Source organism: Nitrospiria bacterium, from assembly GCA_035498035.1.
In the GTDB taxonomy this organism is placed as follows: domain Bacteria; phylum Nitrospirota; class Nitrospiria; order JACQBZ01; family JACQBZ01; genus JACQBZ01.
Genome location: DATKAN010000015.1, coordinates 23,565 through 44,406 on the forward strand (window position 1 = coordinate 23,565; position 20,842 = coordinate 44,406).

Annotated in this window: 16 protein-coding genes; 13 read left to right on the forward strand and 3 right to left on the reverse strand. The window is 58.7% G+C overall.

Annotated elements, in window-relative coordinates; all coding sequences use genetic code 11:
• The first annotated feature begins 4 nt into the window (after positions 1-4).
• From larC to VMN77_02200, 13 genes are all read left to right on the forward strand, one after another.
• Positions 5-1,210 (forward strand): nickel pincer cofactor biosynthesis protein LarC, encoded by a 1,206-nt coding sequence (larC, locus tag VMN77_02140; GenBank protein ID HTN42578.1) that lies wholly within the window; start codon positions 5-7, stop codon positions 1,208-1,210.
• Positions 1,207-2,211 (forward strand): sodium:calcium antiporter, encoded by a 1,005-nt coding sequence (locus VMN77_02145; protein ID HTN42579.1) that lies wholly within the window; start codon positions 1,207-1,209, stop codon positions 2,209-2,211. Before larC ends, VMN77_02145 begins: the two co-directional genes overlap by 4 nt.
• A 257-nt stretch (positions 2,212-2,468) precedes the next feature.
• Entirely contained in the window at positions 2,469-3,350 is an 882-nt protein-coding gene (locus VMN77_02150) for a cation diffusion facilitator family transporter (GenBank protein ID HTN42580.1), read from the forward strand.
• 132 nt (positions 3,351-3,482) lie between these two features.
• Positions 3,483-4,547, forward strand: coding sequence for a 4-hydroxythreonine-4-phosphate dehydrogenase PdxA (gene pdxA / locus VMN77_02155; protein ID HTN42581.1), 1,065 nt, complete (start codon positions 3,483-3,485; stop codon positions 4,545-4,547).
• An 8-nt stretch (positions 4,548-4,555) separates the two neighbouring features.
• Positions 4,556-5,386, forward strand: a complete 831-nt coding sequence (gene rsmA / locus VMN77_02160) for a 16S rRNA (adenine(1518)-N(6)/adenine(1519)-N(6))-dimethyltransferase RsmA (GenBank protein HTN42582.1) — start codon at positions 4,556-4,558, stop codon at positions 5,384-5,386.
• Between the two features lie 127 nt (positions 5,387-5,513).
• On the forward strand, positions 5,514-5,921 hold the full coding sequence (locus VMN77_02165; protein HTN42583.1) for a hypothetical protein: 408 nt from the start codon (positions 5,514-5,516) through the stop codon (positions 5,919-5,921).
• Between the two features lie 11 nt (positions 5,922-5,932).
• Positions 5,933-6,616 carry a DUF429 domain-containing protein gene (locus VMN77_02170; GenBank protein ID HTN42584.1) on the forward strand — a complete coding sequence of 228 codons (684 nt, stop codon included), beginning with the start codon at positions 5,933-5,935 and terminating at the stop codon, positions 6,614-6,616.
• A 13-nt stretch (positions 6,617-6,629) separates the two neighbouring features.
• Positions 6,630-7,973: an NADP-dependent malic enzyme gene (locus tag VMN77_02175; protein HTN42585.1), complete on the forward strand. Its 1,344-nt coding sequence runs from the start codon at positions 6,630-6,632 to the stop codon at positions 7,971-7,973.
• A 93-nt stretch (positions 7,974-8,066) separates the two neighbouring features.
• The gene (locus tag VMN77_02180; GenBank protein HTN42586.1) at positions 8,067-10,331 is read left to right on the forward strand and encodes a DNA translocase FtsK; all 2,265 of its coding nucleotides are present in this window, start codon (positions 8,067-8,069) and stop codon (positions 10,329-10,331) included.
• 5 nt (positions 10,332-10,336) lie between these two features.
• Complete coding sequence (locus VMN77_02185) at positions 10,337-11,044, forward strand: outer membrane lipoprotein carrier protein LolA (protein ID HTN42587.1); 708 nt, start codon at positions 10,337-10,339, stop codon at positions 11,042-11,044.
• A gap of 50 nt (positions 11,045-11,094) precedes the next feature.
• Positions 11,095-15,024 carry a response regulator gene (locus VMN77_02190; protein ID HTN42588.1) on the forward strand — a complete coding sequence of 1,310 codons (3,930 nt, stop codon included), beginning with the start codon at positions 11,095-11,097 and terminating at the stop codon, positions 15,022-15,024.
• Entirely contained in the window at positions 15,021-15,464 is a 444-nt protein-coding gene (locus VMN77_02195; GenBank protein ID HTN42589.1) for a response regulator, read from the forward strand. The genes VMN77_02190 and VMN77_02195 overlap by 4 nt, the downstream gene beginning before the upstream one ends.
• 147 nt (positions 15,465-15,611) lie before the next feature.
• On the forward strand, positions 15,612-16,103 hold the full coding sequence (locus tag VMN77_02200; GenBank protein ID HTN42590.1) for a YajQ family cyclic di-GMP-binding protein: 492 nt from the start codon (positions 15,612-15,614) through the stop codon (positions 16,101-16,103).
• A gap of 163 nt (positions 16,104-16,266) precedes the next feature.
• Here the strand turns inward: VMN77_02200 and VMN77_02205 are convergent, their stop codons facing one another.
• From VMN77_02205 to VMN77_02215, 3 genes are all read right to left on the reverse strand, one after another.
• A complete protein-coding gene (locus tag VMN77_02205; protein ID HTN42591.1) occupies positions 16,267-17,709 on the reverse strand; it encodes a TM0106 family RecB-like putative nuclease in 1,443 nt (480 codons plus the stop codon).
• A gap of 330 nt (positions 17,710-18,039) precedes the next feature.
• Complete coding sequence (gene lpxC / locus VMN77_02210; GenBank protein ID HTN42592.1) at positions 18,040-19,131, reverse strand: UDP-3-O-acyl-N-acetylglucosamine deacetylase; 1,092 nt, start codon at positions 19,129-19,131, stop codon at positions 18,040-18,042.
• Between the two features lie 49 nt (positions 19,132-19,180).
• On the reverse strand, positions 19,181-20,839 hold the full coding sequence (locus VMN77_02215; GenBank protein HTN42593.1) for an FAD-binding protein: 1,659 nt from the start codon (positions 20,837-20,839) through the stop codon (positions 19,181-19,183).
• Positions 20,840-20,842: the final 3 nt, after the last annotated feature.

The window sequence follows — 20,842 nt, forward strand, 5'->3', positions numbered from 1 at the left end:
TCATATGAAGATTGCCTATTTCGACTGTTTCTCAGGGGTTAGCGGCGATATGATTCTGGGCGCGATGGTGGATGCGGGACTGGAGCTTTCCCGTCTCAAGGAGCGGCTGAACCCCCTTCCCATTAAAGGCTTCGAACTTAAAACCCGTTCGGCCCAGCGGGGACCTTTTATCGGAACCAAAGTGGACGTGAATGTCCAACCCCAGAAGCAAAAATCCTATGAAATTCGCGAGCTGGAGAATGTCATCCGGCACAGCCGGCTCGATGATTCGACCAAAAAAACGGTCGCGGCGATTTTGGAACGGTGGATCAAGGCCGAGATTAAGGCCCACGGTTCGGCCAAGGGCCTGCGCTTTCAAGCCAACCAGGCCATCGATCTGCTGATCGACATCGTCGGCTGCGTCCTCGGCTTGAGCCTGATGGGGATCGACGAGGTCATGGCCTCGTCGTTGAATCTGGGCAGCGGACTGGTCGACGTGCATGGCCAAAAAGTTCAAGTCCCGGCCCCCACCACGGCGGAATTGGTCCGCGGATTCACGGTCTATTCCAGCGGGCCTCCGCATGAGTTGACCACCCCGACCGGGGCCGCGATAATCACGACGCTGGTAACGGCCGGAGGGCCTTTTCCCGAAATGCGTCTCCAGAAAGTCGGCTACGGCGCGGGCAGCCGCGAATTCACTAACTGGCCGAACATGCTTCGGATGCTGGTGGGCGAATCCCGCCAAGTCACCCACGCCGAGCGGATGATTCTTCTGGAAACCAACATCGACGATCTGAATCCCCAAGTATACGAACACCTGATGGAACGACTTTTTACGGCCGGTGCGCTCGATGTTTACCTGACGGCCATCACGATGAAAAAGGGACGTCCCGGCATTCTATTGAGCGTCCTGGCGGAACAGCACCAAGCCACAACCCTATCGGAGATCGTGTTCCAGGAAACAACCACATTGGGGATCCGGCAGATCGATGTCCAGCGTCGCAAACTACCCCGCGGTTCCCAGAAGGTCGAGACCCGTTTCGGACCCGTTCAGGTCAAGGTCGTCACACGTTCCGGCGGCCAACAAAAACGACTCCCGGAATACCAAGACTGCAAACGGATCGCCCAGGAAACCGGTCTGCCGCTCCGGCAGATCATGGATGAATTGGAAGAAACGCTGAACCCCACTTCCCGCAATCCTCTACCCGGTTCGGCCGGAGCCTCCTCGTGATCGCCCAATTGTTTCTGGGCCTGCTGGTCATCCTGGGTGGAGCGTATCTGTTTACGAACGGCGTGGAATGGGTTGGAAAACGCCTTCGCCTCTCGGAAGGGGTGGTGGGAAGCGTTTTAGCCGGTGTGGGCACGGCCATGCCGGAAACCATGGTCCCCGTCATGGCGATTTTCTTCGGCGACGGCAAATCGCGCGAAGCGATCGGCATCGGAGCGATTCTCGGCGCCCCCTTTATGCTCGCCTGCCTGGCCCTCCCTCTCTTGGGACTCGGCGTCCTCCTTTTCTCCTCCATGGGAAAACGGACGACCGCAATCCCCCTCAACGTTTCCTTGGTCCGGATCGACCTGGAGTTTTTTCTGACCGCTTATGGACTCGCCGTGCTGATGGCGCTCCTTCCCCTCGGGGCATCGGGCCGATGGATTCACTCCGCCGGGGCGGCGACCCTGGTCGTACTGTACCTTGTTTACCTGAGACGGCTGCTCGCCAAAGAGGGGAGCACCGGGGAAGACCTGGAGCCCTTGATCCTTTCCCGAGGCCTGATCCGAATCCGGGAGCACCCCCCGACGGTCTTGATCCTGGCCCAGGTGGCGCTGGGGTTCGGCCTCGTCATCAGCGGCGCGTACTTCTTTGTCGAAGGCATGCAACGCTTAGCCCAGATCATCGGGGTTTCTCCCCTCATCCTGTCGCTGATCATTACCCCGATCGCGACAGAGCTTCCCGAGTGCTTCAACAGCCTGATCTGGATCGCGCGGCGAAAAGACACGCTGGCGGTGGCCAACATCACCGGGGCGATGGTTTTTCAAAGCACCTTTCCCGTATCGGTAGGACTCACCGGGACATCCTGGCAGTTGGACCGCCACGGTCTGGCCAGCGCCGGACTTGCGATCCTGTCCGCCTTTGTGCTATACGGTATCATCCAACTTTGGAACCGCTGGCGTCCCATTCACCTGATCGGTTGCGTGGTCTTTTACATTACGTACATCCTGTATGTGTTTGGGTAATCTGTCCGCTTCGAAACGCCATCCCTGGGCCGCAGATTGTGGAAAATGTTGAACCGCTGGAATCGGCCGGGACGCCACCGCCTCGGATCGGTACCACCGAAACGACCGCCCGGAGGATGTCGCGGTCGATATACTGCATGAGGGCTCGGGCATGGCGTTCCACCCGGAGACGGTTCGCGCGTTCTTGCCCGCTCATCGAAAGGGACGTTTCAAGTAATGGCCGTCTTTAACATTCTATAGGATGCGCAAAGGGTTCGATGCAAGCTTCCCGAGATCGCGAAATTCAAAACGTCCTGTGGTCCATCCTGGTTTTGAACATTCTGGTCGCCGCAATCAAACTGATCTACGGCCAATGGACCGGGACCCTCAGCATGTGGGCCGACGGCCTCCACTCGATGTTCGACGGAGCCTCGAATGTGATCGGGCTGATCGGCATGTGGGCCGCGGCGCACCCGCCCGACGAGGCGCATCCCTACGGCCATCGAAAATTCGAGACCTTCGCGGCCTTCGCGATCTCGGTCTTTCTGTTTCTGGCCTGCTTCAGGATCCTGGAGGGCGGTTACGACCGCTTAACCCATCCGAGCGTCCCGCACGTGACGTGGATCAGCTTCGCGGTAATGCTGACCACCATCGGGGTCAACCTGCTGGTGACGCGGTATGAGCAAAGAAAATCCGCTGAGTTGAAGAGCGAGATTCTTCACGCCGACTCGATGCACACTTTAAGCGACGTCTATTCCTCCCTTTCCGTTTTAATCGGCCTCGCCGCCGTGCCGATGGGGCTTCCCCTGCTGGACCCGATCATGGCCCTCGTGATCGCGGGATTTATCGGAAGAACGGGTTTTCAAATCCTGTTCGAGAGCTCCCGGGTATTAAGCGATGCCTCTTGCGTCGATCCCCGCCAGGTGCGGGAGATCGCGATGCAGCTTCCGGGAGTGAAATCCTGTCACAGCATCCGCACCCGGGGTCTGGAGAACCATGTCTTCGTGGACTGTCACATCCAGGTCCAACCCGACATGACCGCCCAGCGGGCCCACGTCCTTGTGCACGAGATCGAGGACCGGATTAAAAAAGAGATGACGGAGGTGGTGGACGTCGTCATCCACGTCGAGCCCGATGCCGAACACGCGATTCATTCTTAAGCGGGGGCCCGTGCGCCTAAACACAAAAACGGGTGCTCCGATGCCCCCGCGCCCCGCGCTCGGACGGGCGAAGCCCGATCCTCGCTTCCTTAAGCGGGGGCTCCTTCAAATCGATGCAAGTTCGGTGGGGTGATGAAGCCTGTCATCGCCATCACGATGGGCGACCCAGCCGGCATCGGTCCGGAGATTATCGTCAAGACCCTCTCGAAGCCCCTCGTAAACCGGATCGAGCGCATCGCCCGGCCGGTGGTCGTTGGAGATCGGGGGGTTCTCGAGCGGGTCGCGAGACGCCTAAAATCATCCTGCAAAATCCGAACGCTTCTCGATCTCGAATCGATCCCCCTTCCAAGAAAAGTCCTCTCGGTGATCGACCTGAACAAGATGGATCTCTCGGCTTTCGCCGCCGGGCGACCCACCGCGGCGGGCGGACAGGCGGCCGTCGAGGCGATACGTCAAGCGGTTCAATTGGCCCTGGCCCGACGAGTGGCGGGGATCGTCACGGCCCCGATCAGCAAGGAGGGGCTTCAGGCGGCGGGGTATCCTTTTCCCGGCCACACGGAGTTGTTGGCGGAGCTGTGCGGGGCCAAAGAGGTCGGCATGCTGATGGTTTCTCCACCGCGATTCAAAAAAGATCCCGGCCTCCGGATCCTGCTGGCCACCACGCATGTGGCCCTGCGCAATCTTCCCGACCGATTGACGCGGGAATGCGTGCGAACGGCCATCCGGCTGGCCCACGAGGCCGCCCGGAGGTACTTCGGTTTGCGCCGGCCCCGCATGGCCGTAGCCGCGCTGAACCCGCATGCCGGAGAAGGGGGACTTTTCGGCCATGAGGAAGCGGAGATCATCCGGCCGGTTGTCGAGCAGGCCCGACGACAGGGAATCCCGGTCAGCGGCCCCTTTCCGGCCGACAGCTTGATCCGCCAGGCTTTCGATGGAAAATACGATATTTTGGTCGCGATGTATCACGACCAGGCGCTGATCCCAATCAAGCTGCTTGGCTTCGGACGGGCCGTGAATGTCACCGTGGGCCTTCCGTTCGTCCGGACCTCCCCGGATCACGGAACGGCCTACGACATCGCCGGCAAAGGCATCGCCGATCCGGGCAGCCTGATCGAGGCCATCCGCCTCGCGGTCGCCTTTTCGAAGAACACCCCCTCGGCGCTGGGTGGACGGCCGCCCGAACAGAAGCCGCCGTAAACTTCGCCATGATGCGATCAAAGCGCAAAGCGCTCGGCCAGCATTTTCTCCACGATCAAAATATCGTCCGGAAGATTCTCTCGCTCGCGGACATTCGACCCGACGAGACGGTGGTCGAAATTGGACCCGGGCATGGGGCGCTGACACGCGCCCTGAGCGAGCCGGGATCAACGGTTTACGCGATTGAACTGGATCGTCGGCTGCATGGAAATCTATTAAAACAGTTTGGGGGCTCCCCGCAAGTCCGGATCATCCAGGCCGATGCATTGACCTATCCTTTCGAAGATCTGCCTTCCCCGTTCGCCGTCGTGGCCAACCTTCCGTATTCCATTTCCACGCCGCTGTTGTTCCGCCTTCTCGAACTGCGGACGCATGTCAGCCGCATGATCCTCATGGTTCAACTGGAAGTGGCCCGCCGGATTGTCGCCCGGGAGGGACGCAGGGAATACAGCCCGTTGTCCATCGGGGTTCAGTATTATTCCCAACCCCGCCTGGAATTCATCGTTCCCCGCGGATGCTTTCGGCCCAAGCCTCGTGTGGACTCGGCCGTTTTGAGTCTCGAGGTGCGTCGGTCGCCGAGCGTGGCGGTCAAGGACGAAGCGTTTTTCTTTCGGGTCGTCCGGGCCGGCTTTGCCCATCGTCGAAAGTCCCTTCGAAACGCGCTCAAAGACGCCGGCTTCCCGCCCGAGGCCGTTGAAAATGCGCTTTCGGCCGCCGCGATCACGACCGAAAATCCCCAGCGCCGGGCCGAGACGCTCTCGATCGAGGCGTTCGCCCGCCTCGCCGATCGCCTGCTTGAATTAGACCGCGGCAGAGACAAGGCTCATGAAGGCGGCTAGGCGCTCATACCGGCCCGGATTCCTTCGCTCGCCCTACCGAGCCTCGCGGGACGAATTATATTGACTCTCCGGAGTTGATCTTGTAAAAATACACCAGTCATTGGATCCCTTCAGCGGCGAAACGCGCATGAATCAAAGAATCGTGGTCCATTTTCAGGACGGCCAAATCATCAAAGGCAACTCTCACGATATTTTTCCGAACAAAAATATCTTCCATCTAAACCTGTTGGATCAGCCCGTTAGCGCAGTACCGATCGAGATTTCAGTTTCCCAGCTCAAAGCGATCTTTTTTGTGAAGGATTTCTGGGGGCAGAAGGACCGTCAGAAACTCAAGGGGTTTGCAAGCGGTGAAAAGTCTCCTTACGGAAAGAAGGTCGTCGTCCAGTTCAAGGACAAGGAGAAACTCTATGGATTTACCCAGGGTTATTCCGCCGATCGTCCCGGATTCTTTCTTTTTCCAGCCGAACAGCAGAGCAATAATGAAAAGATCTTCGTTGTGCGATCCTTTGTTACAAAAATCGAGTTTCTCGACTAACCCGGATCGAGATGGATGCGGAAAGCGGCGTGGAACGGTTTCGATCTCAAGGGAAAAAAAGAAAAACAACGCGAGTCGTGGGGGTGGACCTCGCCGGCCGTTCCAGGCGAAACACCGGGATATGCTTGCTCCATGGGATGACCGTGGCGTCCTTTGCGACGGTGCACTCCGATAGCGAGATTCTCGGCTTTATCGAAACCGCCCGGCCGGACCTCGTTGCGATCGACGCTCCGCTGAACCTACCGCCCGGCCGAACATCCCTTGAGGATCGCAACGGAAAACACTTCCGGCCCTGCGACCGTGAACTCCTCAAGCGCGGCATCCGTTTCTTTCCGATCACCCTCGGGCCCATGCGGGCCCTCACCCGGCGCGGCATCCGATTGAAGGAGGGGCTTCTGCAACAAGGCTACGCGGTCATCGAGATTTATCCCGGCGCGGCCCAGGATGTCTGGACGATCGTACGGAAACAAGGGGGACTCCCGAAACTGCGAAAGGGACTGGAAACGCTGGGACTCAAAGGACTGGCCAAAAGCATGAACGGCGACGAACTCGACGCCGTGACCGGAGCCCTCGTGGGGCGATTCTATTTGACCGGTCGGGCCGAGGTGCTTGGAAACATCGACGAGGGCGCCATTGTGATTCCCAGGCCGATCCAATTTCGTCCATCCCGGGAACCGTTGCCACACACAGGGTAAAAGGGGGCTGCGCATGCCAACCAGAGAAGAGTGGCTCGCCAAGGCCGAGCAGCCGTCGCGGGAGGCGCTGCGGCTTCATGCCTTTTACAAGGGGAAGGTGCAAATCCTTCCGAAATGCCCGATTCGAAATCCGGAGGATTTCGCAATCTGGTACACACCGGGCGTTGCCGCCCCCTGCCGGGCGATTCAAGCAGACCCGCCGCTTGCTTACGATCTGACCAACCGGGCCAATTGCATCGCCGTCGTCTCGGACGGGACGCGGGTGCTCGGACTGGGGGACATCGGTCCGGAGGCCGGCATGCCGGTCATGGAAGGCAAGGCCCTGCTCTTTAAGTATCTCGGCGGGATCGACGCCGTGCCGATCTGCCTGGGGACCAAGGATCCGGACGAGATCGTGCGCGCGGTGAAACTGCTGGAGCCCTCCTTCGGCGGCGTCAATCTTGAAGACATCGCCCAGCCGAAATGCTTCCGGATCCTGGACGTGCTTCGGGAAAAGCTGACCATTCCGGTCTGGCACGACGATCAGCAGGGCTCCGGCACGGTGCTCCTGGCCGGATTGCTCAACGCGCTCAAGGTCGTGGGCAAGGAGATTCGGAAGGTTCGGATCGCGATGATCGGTATGGGGGCGGCCAACGTGTCGGTCTATCGGCTGCTCGCGGCCAGCGGCGTCGATCCGGGAAATATCACGGCCTGCGACAGCCAGAGCGTCCTTCACAAGGGCCGTCGAGACATCGAGGCCAAGCAAGAAACTTTTTCCGACAAGTGGCGGGTCTGCCGGGAAACGAACGGGGCGGGCACCCGGGGCGGCGTCTTCGAGGCGATGCGCGGCGCGGACGTCCTGATCGCCTTTTCCGCCCCGGGAGTCGTGCGCCCCGAATGGATCCGGACGATGGCCCGCGAAGCCGTCGTCTTCGCCTGCGCCAACCCGATCCCGGAAATCTGGCCGTGGGAAGCCAAAGAGGCCGGGGCAAAAATCGTCGCCACCGGAAGGAGCGACTTTCCCAATCAGGTCAATAACTCCCTGGTTTTCCCGGCCGTCTTCCGGGGGGTCTTGGACGTCCGAGCACGCACGATCACGGAAGGGATGGCCCTGGCGGCCGCACACGAGCTGGCCCGGTTCGCGGAGGAAAGGGGAATTCACGAGGAGAATATTCTCCCCCGGATGGAAGAGTGGAATGCGGTTCCGCGCGTGGCCGTGGCGACGGCCCTCAAGGCGCAGGAGGAGGGTGTGGCCCGATTGACGAGAACGCCGGGGGAGCTGCTCGAAGCCGCCGCCGGCCGAATCCTGCAAGCGCGCGACGCCGCCCGCCATCTCATGGCGGCGGGGATCATCCGTCCGTTTCCGGAAGAAAAATAAAAGCGGACCGGGCTCCTTCCGTCGAAGACCGACCCCGCGTCGTCCATAAACTGTTTGAAATTCCCTCTCAACTATGATACGTTCTGTAGTGAAATGGCTCATGCATCCCGATCGGAAAACCGTCGTCACGAGATTCTGGGGGTCCTCTTTCTGGCCCTCGGCCTACTGTTGTTGGTCAGCCTGATTTCGTATGATCCGCTCGACCCTTCTTTAAACTCCGTTTCCTCCAATCCCTTCGTCCACAACCTCGCCGGCAAAGCGGGCGCCTACCTTTCCGACGAGCTTTTTCAGCTCATCGGGGGGAGCGCCTATCTACTCGCCATTGGCGGCTGCCTGATCGGCTGGCGAAAGCTCCTGTCTCGACCAATCGCGTTCCATCGCTGGAGGATCGCCGGTTTCGTCTTGCTTTTGACATCGTCGACGGCGCTGTTGCACCTCTTATGGACCGGCCTGCCCTCGCTGGCGGGCGGGCCGATCCTGGCCGGCCACGCGGGCGGCTTGGTCGGAAAACTGACGGCGGATTGGCTATCGGGATACTTTGCCCCGCTCGGCGCGTATATCCTGGTGACGGCCGCGGTTCTTTTGTCGCTGATCATGACCACCTCGCTCTCTCTCCTGACCCTGATGGACCGGACCGGGGTCGCCGTCAAAAAGATCGTCTCGAGATCCAGGCAATCCCTCGAATCGGCACGGACCGCACTGACCATTTACCATGAACAATCCCGCCGATGGAAAACCGAGACCAAGATCCGGCAGAAGTGGCCGCCCCAAAAACCTAAAATCGTGGACGCCCCCTCGCCTCCCAAAGCGCCGAAGACGCCACCCAAGCAAGCGGATTTGCCCTTCATGAAAGAATCGGGCGATTATGAATTGCCCCCGCTCACCCTTCTTCAGGATCCGCCCGCTTCGGCCGGCAAGATTTCAAAGGAAGAGCTGCTGGCCAATTCCCAGATCCTGGAAAAGAAACTGATGGACTACGGGATTGAAGGGCGCGTGACGCAAGTCCATCCGGGACCGGTCGTCACGATGTATGAATTTGAGCCCGCACCCGGGGTCAAGGTAAACCGCATCGTCAACCTCTCGGATGACCTGGCCCTGGCGATGCGGGCCATGAGCGTGCGGATTGTGGCCCCCTTGCCCGGTAAATCCGTGGTGGGGATCGAGATTCCCAACACCAGTCGTGAGGATGTCTACCTTAAGGAAATCCTGACCGCCGAGCCCTTTACCGCGACGAAATCCAAACTCACCCTCGCCCTAGGCAAGGACATCTTTGGTACGCCGATCGTGGCGGACCTGGCCGGCATGCCCCATCTCCTGGTGGCCGGCGCGACCGGTTCCGGTAAAAGTGTCGCCCTCAACACGATGATCTTGAGCCTCCTGTACTCGGCCACGCCCGAAGAAGTCAAGTTCATCATGATCGATCCCAAGCTCCTCGAGCTGTCGGCCTACGATGGAATCCCGCACCTTCAAACGCCGGTTCTCGTCCGGGCCAAGGATACACCAAAGGTATTTCAACGGTTGGTGGCCGAGATGCAGCAGCGCTACCGCCTCTTGGCCGAAGCCGGCGCTCGAAACATCGAGAGCTACAACCAGAAGCTCCGGGATCAGGGGGCCCTCGGTCCGGCGGGGCCCGCGACGAAAACCACCGAGATCGGATCCGAAGAAGGCCCCGATGCTCCATCGCCCCCGCCCAACACCCCGCTCCCCTACCTGGTCGTCATCGTGGATGAACTGGCCGACCTGATGCTGGTCGCGTCCCGGGAGATCGAGGACGCCATAACGCGCCTGGCCCAGATGGCCCGCGCGGCCGGCATCCATCTGATCCTGGCCACCCAACGCCCCTCCGTGGATGTTTTGACCGGCCTGATCAAGGCCAATTTTCCCGCCCGGATTTCCTTCCAGGTCTCTTCCAAGACCGACTCCAGAACGATTCTGGACGCCAACGGCGCGGAGCAGCTGCTGGGAAAAGGCGACATGCTTTTTTTGGCCCCGGGAACGGGCCGGATTACGCGCATTCACGGGGCCTATGTCTCCGAGAACGAGATCCGCGCGACTGTGGATCACGTCAAATCCCAAGGCAAACCCCAGTACATCGACCTCTCACCCTCGGCCCATGCCGGAGGAAGCGAGGGCGGGGATACGGACGCAAACGAGCGGGACGAGCTTTATGAAAAAGCGGTCGAGCTGGTCGTCACCTCCGGCGCGGCTTCGGCCTCCCTGATTCAGCGACGGCTCCGCGTCGGGTATCCCCGGGCGGCCCGAATGATCGAGATGATGGAGGAGGACGGGATCGTGGGGCCGGCCGTGGGTGGCAAGCCTCGGGAAGTCCTCAGCCGACGGGATGAGCCGGTCGGATGATTCGGATGAGTCTCTTTCATTCAAAATCCCGCGGGATGCTTCTCGTGGGGCTGGCCGGACTTTTTGAACTCTGCGGTCGCGCTTTGGCCGCGCCTCTCCCCGTCGGCGACACTTTCTTGGCCGGGCTGATCCAGAATATCCAAACCGCGTACGAACAAACCACCGATTGGAGAGCCGAATTTCAGCAGGTCACTCAGATCGAGGGATTTGATTCACCGATCAACTCGCGCGGAACGGTGTACATCAAGAAACCGGGTAAACTGCGCTGGGATTATCTGGAGCCGAATCGGCACCAAATCCTCGTCAATGAGGAAAAGATCTGGATCTACACCCCGGAGCAAAAACAGGTGATCGTGAGCCCTTTTGCCGAAATCTCCGATTCCCAATTGCCCCTCCATCTCCTAAGCGGTGTCGGCCGCCTGGACCGGGACTTCACCGTGCAGTGGAGCGATCCGACCCGGCCGCCTCCCCAGGGCCCGCCCGCGCTGACCCTGATCCCCAAAGACCCCAACACGGGCCTGACAAAGCTACTGATGAATGTGGACCCGGTGACCTATTTCATCACACGGCTCACGTTATTTGAAGCCAACGGAAATCAATCGCGGTTTCAGTTTACACGGATCCGAAACGATACCGGACTGAAGGACCGGTTTTTTGTTTTCACGCCGCCTGCGGACGTCGTGGTGGTCGAATCGCCTCTCCGGAGGCCCTGACCTCTGCCCCGGACGCTACCAGGGGCCGGCGATCGGACGGAGTATCGGGTATGAGCGGGACGGAACGGAAGACGGGATTACGCAAAAAGCTGATCGGGGCCACCGTCCTGGTCGGAATCCTGCCCGTGATCCTGGGCTTGACCTTAACCTATCTCAAAGGAACGGTGGAACTTCGCAAATCCCTGGGTGAAAACTTTGCGGGGCTGGCGCGCGAGGCCGCCAATAAAACCGACCTGTTGATCGATCGAAAAATCAATGAATTGACGAACGCCGCCGCCGGGGCGGACATCGTCAACGCGGTTTCGCGGGCCAATCAGGCCTATCGGGGATTGACGGAACCCGCCGTTCAGCAACGGTTAAACCGGTCGAGGCAGGACTGGGAAGAAATCCCCCGCGCCCGGGAAATTTCAGAGCGCATCCTGTCCAACCCGGCATCGGCCTATCTGGCCAAGGCCTTGACGCTTCAGGAGGGACAGGCCTCTCGTGTCGCATTATACGTCACCGACCGACGTGGGGCTCTTGTGGCCAGCATCAACGATCGGGCCCCCTTTCTGTCGTCGGAAACAACGGAATGGAACAAGATCCTCTCGGATGGAAACGGTCAGCCCTACATCGGAAATCTTAATCCTGACCCCAAAACCGACCGGTTTTTGATCACCATGGGCGTCCCTGTCCTTGATCCTCCCACCGACGGCGTTGTCGGCGCCTTGATCTTGGTCAGCGATATCAAGGAGCTTTTCAAGACACGAATCGAAGAGGTTCGTTTCGGCAAAACGGGCCATGCCATGCTGATCGACGGCAACGGCCGCGTCCTGATCTGCCCGATACTGCCGACCGGCATGCATGTCACCGATCCCCAACTTTTGAAGGTCATCACGGAGACAGAGCAACCCCACTGGACCTTGGTCCGTAACGACGCGCACGGCGGAACCAATTCGATCGTCGGGACCGCCCCGTTGGACCGTTCAAATCAGATTTTGACCCGCTCCGGTTCGGCGCCCTGGTTCAGTTTTACCCGTCAGGATCCCAACGAATTGTACGCGCCCATCCATTCCCTTTTGATCCATGTCGCGGTTTGGAGCGTGCTTCTCATCGGTCTGATGGTTCTGCTGGCCCTGGCGGTGTCCAAGCGGCTGTTCCAGCCGGTGCACATCCTGCATGTCGGCGCCGAACTGATCGGCAAAGGCAATCTCCGGCACCGCTTGAAAATCGAGACGAACGACGAAATCGAGCAACTCGCGGAAGAATTCAACCGGATGGCCGTCCATCTTGAGGAGTCCCATACCACCCTTGAACAGCGCGTGGCGGACCGGACGAAGGAGTTGTCGGCGCTCAATACCATCGCCCTGACCGTCAACCGGTCTCTCGACCTTCAGGAAATCTTGGACTCGACATTGGAAAAAATTCTCGACGTGATGTATGTCGAAACCGGGATCATCCACACCTGGGACGCCGCGCAAGGCCGGACGATCCTGATCGCCCATCGGGGACTCACCCATGAACAGGTCCGATCCGCCGCCAAGGTGGAGCCCGGAGATCCGATTTCTCGGAAAGCGGCCCGGCTCGGGAATGCGGTTGTGATCGAAGAAGCCGACCTTCAGGATTATACGGACAGTCCGCTCGTTCAAGGGGGCTGCCGTTCGATCCTCTGCATTCCGGTGAACAGCAAAAATCAGACGGTCGCCACCCTCACGATTGCCAGCACGACCCCGCGGCGGTTTATCCCCTCCGATCTCCAACTGCTGTCCTCCATCGGCAACCAGATGGGCACCGCCATCGACAATGCCACGCTATACGCGCGCGAGCGCACGACGGTCGAGCGGCTCCGGGAAATCGACCGGTTGAAGTCCGAGTTCCTGTCCAACGTCAGTCATGAGCTCCGATTGCCGCTGACTTCGATCCTCGGTTTTTCGGAACTCCTGCTGGATCGTATCCCGGGAGATCTGACCCCGGACCAGGACGATTACGTCCGGAACATCCAGGAGAGCGGGCAGCATCTTCTGGAAATCATCAATAATCTGCTCAATCTGTCCAAATTACGATCCGGAAAGATGGAGATCCATTTTCATCCGTTCGATCTGGCTTCCTTGATCGACGGGATCAAACGGACCACCGCCCCCCTGGTGGCCAAGAAAGGGGTGAGCCTGGAAACCCGGGTGGATCCGGAGGCGGCCTCGCTTTATACGGATGAGGGAAAAATCAAACAGATTCTGCTCAACTTGTTAAGCAACGCGATCAAATTCACCCCGACCGGTGGCGAGATCCGCGTTCGGTCAAGGCTTACGACGCTGCACGACCGGCCGGCCGTGGCGATCGCGGTTTCGGACACCGGGATCGGCATCCGGCCGGAAGACAAGGTGAAAATTTTTGAAGCCTTCCAACAGCTGGACGGCTCTTACTCCCGAGACTATCCCGGAACAGGGTTAGGTTTGTCCATCTCCAAGCAGTTTCTGGAGCTGATCGGCGGACGCATCGATGTGGAAAGCGAGTACGGGCGCGGCAGCACCTTCACCATCACGCTCCCGATGCAAGGGGCGTCCATGGCGTCGCCGGCCATTCCCCGGGAAATCCCTCCCGCTCCGGCGACCGAGGATTCCAAGCCTTCGGCTTTGCCGATACCCGATCGATTGCCGGCTTGGAGGCCGGCCGAGATCAACCCGGCCGGCTCTTCCACGCTGCCACGCATTCTGGTGGTCGAAGACGACCCCACCGTTGAGCGGCTCCTGACATTGTGCTTCAATCAGGAAGGGTACCATGTCGACCATGCCACTGACGGAGAGGAGGCCGTGGAGAAGGCGGTGCTGCTCAAGCCGTTTGCGATTACCCTGGACATCATGCTGCCGCGCGAGGACGGCTGGAGCGTCCTCCAAAAATTGAAACAGCTTCCTGAGACAAAAGACATCCCCGTCATCATCGTTTCGATCATCGAAAACCGGGAGCTGGGTTTCAGCCTGGGAGCCGCCGATTATTTTACCAAACCCATCGACCGCAAGGCGATTCTGGAAAGCCTGAAGAAGTTTGACCTGTCCAGCACAATCAAACGCAAACCGGTGAATATCCTGGTGATCGATGACGATCCCAAGATCCTTGAAATGATGTCCGCCATCCTTGAATCCGAGGGCTACGGAGTGCTCCGGGCCCGGCAGGCCATGGAAGGGATTGATTTGGCGATCGAGATCCAGCCGGACTTGATCCTCCTGGACCTCCTGTTGCCGGATATCAGCGGGTTTGAAGCGCTGGAACGACTCAAACTCCACCCGACGGCTAAAAATATTCCGGTGATCATCTTCACGGCCCGCTCCCTGACCGAGGAAGATCGGGCCCGGCTGAATGCCAAGATCCGAGGGGTGATCCAGAAGGGTAAATCGTTACGAGAGGCGTTGTTGACCGAGATACGGAAGTTCGAGAAGTTGTATCCCGACAAGGCCCGCATGGTGGACGGCCTGACCGGTCTTTACAACGAACGCTACCTGCAGAACCGTCTCGCCGATGAGTCAAGCCGGGCGCTTCGAATCCAGCTGACTTTTTCATTGCTTTTGGTTAACCTGGATCGATTCCAGTCCTTCAATGAGGACCACGGAGTTGAGGCGGGCAACCGGGTGATTCAGGAGACTGCCAATCTGTTGCGGAAAAACATGCGGGCGGGAAACCCCCTTTGCCGATGCGGCGGAAGCACCTTCGCCATTATCCTGACCGAAACCACAAAGCCTTCGGCCGTGCTGGTGGGAGAGAAGATACGCGGAATCATCGAACAGCATCTGTTTGCGTCGAGCAAAGCGCCCGACGCCGGCCCGACCCCGGCCCGACATTTCACCATCAGCATCGGTCTGGCCACCTTCTTTGAAGACGGAGAGACGCCGGAGCAACTGATGGTCCGTGCCAATCAAGCCCTGGACGAGGCCCGATCGCGGGGCGGGAATTGCGTCGTGAAATATACCCACCCGTCGGCGACGGCCGAACCCTCCGGAGGGATTCGATGACGACCCCCGAAGGCGCCGAGGTCGCCGGGAAGAAAGTCCTGGTGGTGGATGATGAAAAATTTGTACGCGAATTGATCAAGATCAAACTCGGTCGGTGCGGCCTCGCGGTTCTTGAGGCCAGCAACGGCCTCGAAGCCATCGAGATGGCCCGGACCCAAAGACCGGATATGATCCTGTTGGACGTGATGATGCCCAAAATGAACGGGTTCGAGGCCTGCGAAAAGCTGAAGGCAAACCCGATGACCGCCCGGATCCCGATTGTCATGTTGACGGCCCGAGGGGAACAGGCGAATCATGAAAAGGGGATCTCCCTTGGCGCGATGGACTATATGAGCAAACCCTTTAGTCCGCAGAAGTTGGCGGAACTGGTCATGGAGATTCTCGCGCGTTCTTCGTCGATATCCAGCGAGCCCGGCAAGCAAGAGAGGAAGGCTCCATAAGCAGGGAGGAGACAGCGGGGACCCGTCTCCGCCTGTCCGAGCGCGGGGTGTAGGGGGCATCGAAGGACCCGCCTTATGGATCGCCGGACGGGCACCCAATGAGGGGGCCGGCGACGTGAGCCCCCACAATTGATAAAGGAGACTGTCATGGCCAATCTCAGTTCATTCGATATCGTTTCCAAAACCGATCTGCAGGAGGTCAAGAACGCGGTGGACCAGGCCTCCAAAGAACTGGCCCAGCGGTTCGACTTCAAAGGAAGCCAGAGCCGCATTACGCTGGAGGGCAACGATCTGATTGTGGTGTCGGATGACGAATTCAAATTAAAGAGCGTTCTGGATATTCTTCAGTCCAAACTGGTGAAGCGCGGTGTTTCCCTTAAGGCGTTAAGTTACGGCGCCGTGGAGGAAGCCTTGGGCGGGACGGTCCGACAGAAAGCCTCGTTGCAGCAGGGGGTATCTTCGGAGCAGGCCAAAGAAATCACTAAGGCGATCCGGGATGCGAAGTTCAAGGCCCAGACCCAGATTCAGGGAGATCAAGTCCGGGTGCTGAGTAAGGACAAAGACGAGCTCCAGGCCGTAATCGCTTTTCTTAAAGGGCAGGATTTCGGTTTGCCGTTGCAGTTCACAAATTACCGGTAAATCCACGCGGGATTTTCTTTGCCCCGCGAGCACCGCGTGCGAGAGGGGGCGCTAAGGGAGGATCGGGTTTGGTCCATCCGAGCCCGGGGCGTGGGGGCATCGGAGGACCGGCTTCATGTATTGCCACACGGGCCCCCGCTGATAATGGGTGCGACGTGAGCCCCTACGGTGTTCGCTCCATTTTTTCGAACCCGTCCTTGACGACCATCATCGCTTTACAATCGTCCTCATTGTAACGCAGAACCTTTTCCAGGGCATGACCGGTCCCGCCCTCGGTCGCCTGCTTGTACCAGATCATCGCGCTCTTCATGGCGTCCACTTCTGTGGCGTCTTGGGACCAATGAAACCCAAAGTACGGCGCAACGACCTTGATGCTGTATCCGGGCGTCGGCAGGATATAGGACACCTGAGCCGCCTTGCAAAGATCTTCCAGACAGGGTAGAACCAGCGCGTTGTAGTCATCCAGGAGACCGTGTCGTTCGCTGGCCTTTCTGAGCTGAGTTTTTTCATAATGGTCCCAGTGGTAGAGACGATAGCGCCGGGATTCTTTCCGAAGGGATTCATAAAATTCCATGAGAATCGTGGCTTCGTCGCCCGGTTTCTTGGCCAGATAGGCCACGTACGGCTCCTCCCGGTCGCCGGACCGTGCGATAAGCCCGATCAAATAGATGCAGTTCCACACCGGATCATCTTGAAACAGTTCCCCCGTTCCCTCAAGATCTAAAAACAGTTCACGTTCCGGAGGATCTTTCACCGTCGGGTAGGGCCCGACTCGAATCGCCCGTCTTGTAAGTTGGGCTTTGGCCGAGTTCAGGATTTGCGGAATCTTCTTCGGACCCAGTCCCTTGATCGTTTTCAATGTGTTGGGATCCAGTTGGGCGAGATCCCCGAGCGTATGGATGCCCATTCGGTGAAACTTCTCGGCATGAACGGCCCCGACGTTCCAGGCCAACGTGACGTCGTGAAGATCGCGCGCCGTCTTGTTCTGAAGTCGTCTCCAGCGGGATATGCGATTGTAAACTGGGTAGGGCGCTTTTTCACTGGCAAGGATCTCCCGGGCGCGCCGAATGGCCTCCTCCACCCGGGGCTCATCATACGGAATCACGAACTCCTCGTTCAATCGGGATATCACCCGGCTTTCATTCTCAATCCCGTAGCCCTTCTTCAGGAGATAGGCGTATACCAGCGCCTGGATTTCATGTGTCTCATCCGGTGTCCCGGCCAGTTTATATTCCTCAACGACGGACCGCCCTTTTTCGACCTGGATGACATCCGGACGGGCGCGGAGGCCCAACACAACGGACTCGATGGCCCCACCGTAGATGACGACATGACCGTATTTCAGCAATTGCCCCGTCTGAATCACGGCCGAGCCGAAGGCACGGTCCGTCAGATCGGTGAATTGTTCATGCCGTTTCCTCAATAGATCTTTCTCAATCCGCAGTCCCTGCTCTTTTAGAAAGAGGGCATACTCATCTTCAGGGTCTTTGAGCCTTGGATCCCCGTGATAGTCCTGCCACAAACCGAAGGGGTCTGAAAGGGCGAGTCCGACATCGGACGCGGGGAGCACCCAAGAATCGCCCTTGCTTGAATCCTGTTTTTTCATTTTATCGAATTCTACAGGTTTGGACAAAGAGGGTCAACAGGCCTATCGGATTCAGGGCGATTAGAATATCGAATGTCCAGCGAGCAAAGCGAGCGAGAGGGGAAGGACTTCGGCAAACACCGTCGAGCCGCTCCGTCCGGCCTGGCCCTTGGAGGGAGGGGGGCGCCGAGAGCCCCTATTTTAATTAGAATGATGGCTGATCAGGGAAACGGCCCAGAAAAGAAAGACGAAAATCAGGAAGACCAAAGACATGAAAATAAACCGTCCGACCTCGATTAGGCGGGGAAGAACGGCTGCTTTTACTCGTGTTCGAAAACGCTTCATCTTATATTATACCTGGGCGGGAATTTTGGAATCGATCGGCGAAGCCAAAGCCGATGGACGGTCCTTGACCATCGTCCAGCAATCGGTTGAGGACATGATCTCGGTGACCAGCTTCGTGTTCAACTGATGACCCGAGCAGAACGCTTCCACCTCACCTAAAATGGGCATGCCCAGCAACGAGAGATCCCCGAGAATGTCGAGGATCTTGTGGCGGACGAACTCGTCGGCGTAGCGAAGTCCTTCTTTATTCAAGACACCGTCGGGGCCTACCACGACGGCATTCTCGAGCGATCCGCCCCGGGCCAAGCCATGGTTGCGAAGCGCCTCCACTTCCTCCAGGAAACCGAAGGTTCGGGCGGGGGCAATCCATTCCACAAAATCCTCCGAAATGGGTTCGAAGCAGCAGCTCTGATGGGCTAAGAGGGGATGATCAAACCGGATCGTGCAGTTTATGCGAAACTTCCACGAAGGCCGGATCCGGATCCACTTGCCTCCGTCGCGTACCTCAACCGGCCGGGTGATTTTCACATACGGTTGGGGAACACCCTGTTCAAGAATTCCGGCATTAAGGATTAGATCGACAAACGGTTTGGCGCTCCCGTCCATGATCGGCAACTCGGCCGAGTCCAATTCGATAATCAAGTTGGTAATCTGAAGACCCGAGAGCGCGGCCAGCAGATGTTCGACGGTCTGGACTTTTGTTCCGTTCTCGCCAATCGTGGTGCAGAGCAAGGTCCCAACGACCTTCGTCCCATCCACCCTCACCGGAACCGGTCCGTGCGCCGTCTTCCTTAAGAAGGTGATACCGGAATTGATCGGGGCCGGGACCAGCCTCATGGTGACGGGCCCGCCGGAATGGAGACCAACTCCTGAGCACTGAACGATTTTTTGGATTGTTTTCTGAAGATACATGATAACTCCGAACGCCACTGTATCTGTGCAAGAGGTGTACCATGAAACAGAAATCGTAAATATATTTTTTATTATTGTATAACTGATTGTAATACAAAAACAAAAATAAACGCATCGAAAATGATGTTTTCCAGGCAAACAAACAATTATTATTCCTTGTTGTATAAAGACAACAAAGCCGGGCATGCGTGTTGTGTTTTAGTCACATAAAAGGGGATCCGGGGCGTGGGTAAGCTCAGCCCGCTGGAGCAAAGCGTGTGATCGTCACCGGCGCATATTCAAGTCGCGGTCCCGAATCCGTATAATAGGCCAGGGTATGTTTTAACCAACCGGCATCGTTCCGTTGAGGAAACTCCTTCCGGAAATGGGAACCGCGGCTTTCCTCCCGGGCAATCGCGCCGACCACGATCGCTTCGGCCAAATCGATCAACGAGCCGATTTCCAACGCATTGGTCAATTCCGTATTGAAGATTTTTCCGCGGTCTTCCAGATAGATCTGCTCATACCGCTTCCGAAGTTCACGGATTTTTTCCAAGGCCTTTTCCATGCGATCCCGGCTGCGAAAAATCCCAAGATGATCCGTCATCGCAACCCCCAACTCCTCGCGAAGGGGGCCGATGCGTTCCCCGCTTTTGCGTTTTAAAAGCTGCTCGATTCTGTTGCGTTCCGTCTGAAGGGGCCGCGAAGAAAATGTTGTTGACGCCACCGTACGAGCATATTCGGAGGCGCGCAGGCCGGCTCGGCGGCCGAAGACGATCGTTTCCAACAAGGAATTCCCGCCCAATCGGTTGGCCCCGTGGACGCTGACGCAGGCGCATTCCCCCGCGGCATAAAATCCGGCGAGCTCGGTCTCGCACCAGGCATTCGTTCGAATCCCGCCCATCGAATAATGGGCTCCCGGTCTTACGGGAATGGGAGACTCGATCGGATCCACGCCCACAAAGCTGATCGCCAGCTCCCGGATCTGCGGTAACCGCTCCATAATTTTTTTCCGTCCAAGATGGCGGAGGTCCAGCAGAACGCATCCGTTCACCCCGCGTCCTTCCTCGATTTCCTGCTGCTCGCAGCGGCTGACGAAGTCCCGCGTGGCCAGTTCCATTTTTTGCGGATCGTAGCGACCCATAAATCGCTCGCCCAGCGTGTTCAGGAGGTACCCCCCTTCTCCTCGAGCGCCTTCCGTAATCAAAATCCCGGTTTCCCGCAAGGTGGTCGGATGGAACTGGACGAACTCCATATCCATCAAGGGGGTCCCCGCGCGGTAGGCCATGCTCATCCCGTCCCCCGTATTGATGATGGCATTGGTGCTGGTGGAATAAACCCGACCGTAGCCGCCGGTGGCGAAGATCACGGCCTTCGCCCCGACGGCCTGCAACTCGCCGCGCTGGACGTCGATCGCGATCACGCCCTTGCAAACCTTGTCTTCGACGATCAGCGACAGGACGTACCATTCTTCATAAACGAACACGCCCTTCTTCAACAACTGCTCGTACATCACATGCAACAACGCGTGGCCGGTGCGGTCGGCCGCATAACAGGTGCGGGGATAACCCGCCCCGCCGAAAGGGCGTTGCGCGATCTGCCCCTGTTCATTCCGACTGAAGATCGCGCCCAGCCGTTCCAGCTCCAGGATGTCCGCCGGCCCTTCCTGACACATCACCTCGATGGCGTCCTGATCGCCGAGATAGCCGCTTCCCTTCGCGGTATCGAAGGCGTGCGCCTCCCAGGAATCGTTGGGACTGATCGCCGCGTTGATCCCGCCCTGGGCCGCGACCGAGTGGCTCCGGACCGGATGGACCTTGGAGATGATCGCCACGTCCAGTCCGGGGGCGGCCGCCACCGCCGCGCGCATCCCGGCCAAGCCGGCGCCGATAATCAGGATGTCGTGCGTGCGCATCCG

What these genes read in the sequence shown, in the direction of transcription:
- larC (HTN42578.1), top strand. Translation starts at nt 5, where the DNA reads ATGAAGATTGCCTATTTCGACTGTTTCTCAGGGGTTAGCGGCGATATG.
- VMN77_02150 (HTN42580.1), top strand. Translation starts at nt 2,469, where the DNA reads ATGCAAGCTTCCCGAGATCGCGAAATTCAAAACGTCCTGTGGTCCATC.
- pdxA (HTN42581.1), top strand. Translation starts at nt 3,483, where the DNA reads ATGAAGCCTGTCATCGCCATCACGATGGGCGACCCAGCCGGCATCGGT.
- rsmA (HTN42582.1), top strand. Translation starts at nt 4,556, where the DNA reads ATGATGCGATCAAAGCGCAAAGCGCTCGGCCAGCATTTTCTCCACGAT.
- VMN77_02165 (HTN42583.1), top strand. Translation starts at nt 5,514, where the DNA reads ATGAATCAAAGAATCGTGGTCCATTTTCAGGACGGCCAAATCATCAAA.
- VMN77_02170 (HTN42584.1), top strand. Translation starts at nt 5,933, where the DNA reads ATGGATGCGGAAAGCGGCGTGGAACGGTTTCGATCTCAAGGGAAAAAA.
- VMN77_02175 (HTN42585.1), top strand. Translation starts at nt 6,630, where the DNA reads ATGCCAACCAGAGAAGAGTGGCTCGCCAAGGCCGAGCAGCCGTCGCGG.
- VMN77_02180 (HTN42586.1), top strand. Translation starts at nt 8,067, where the DNA reads ATGGCTCATGCATCCCGATCGGAAAACCGTCGTCACGAGATTCTGGGG.
- VMN77_02185 (HTN42587.1), top strand. Translation starts at nt 10,337, where the DNA reads ATGAGTCTCTTTCATTCAAAATCCCGCGGGATGCTTCTCGTGGGGCTG.
- VMN77_02190 (HTN42588.1), top strand. Translation starts at nt 11,095, where the DNA reads ATGAGCGGGACGGAACGGAAGACGGGATTACGCAAAAAGCTGATCGGG.
- VMN77_02195 (HTN42589.1), top strand. Translation starts at nt 15,021, where the DNA reads ATGACGACCCCCGAAGGCGCCGAGGTCGCCGGGAAGAAAGTCCTGGTG.
- VMN77_02200 (HTN42590.1), top strand. Translation starts at nt 15,612, where the DNA reads ATGGCCAATCTCAGTTCATTCGATATCGTTTCCAAAACCGATCTGCAG.
- VMN77_02205 (HTN42591.1), bottom strand. Translation starts at nt 17,709, where the DNA reads ATGAAAAAACAGGATTCAAGCAAGGGCGATTCTTGGGTGCTCCCCGCG.
- lpxC (HTN42592.1), bottom strand. Translation starts at nt 19,131, where the DNA reads ATGCCCGGCTTTGTTGTCTTTATACAACAAGGAATAATAATTGTTTGT.
- VMN77_02215 (HTN42593.1), bottom strand. Translation starts at nt 20,839, where the DNA reads ATGCGCACGCACGACATCCTGATTATCGGCGCCGGCTTGGCCGGGATG.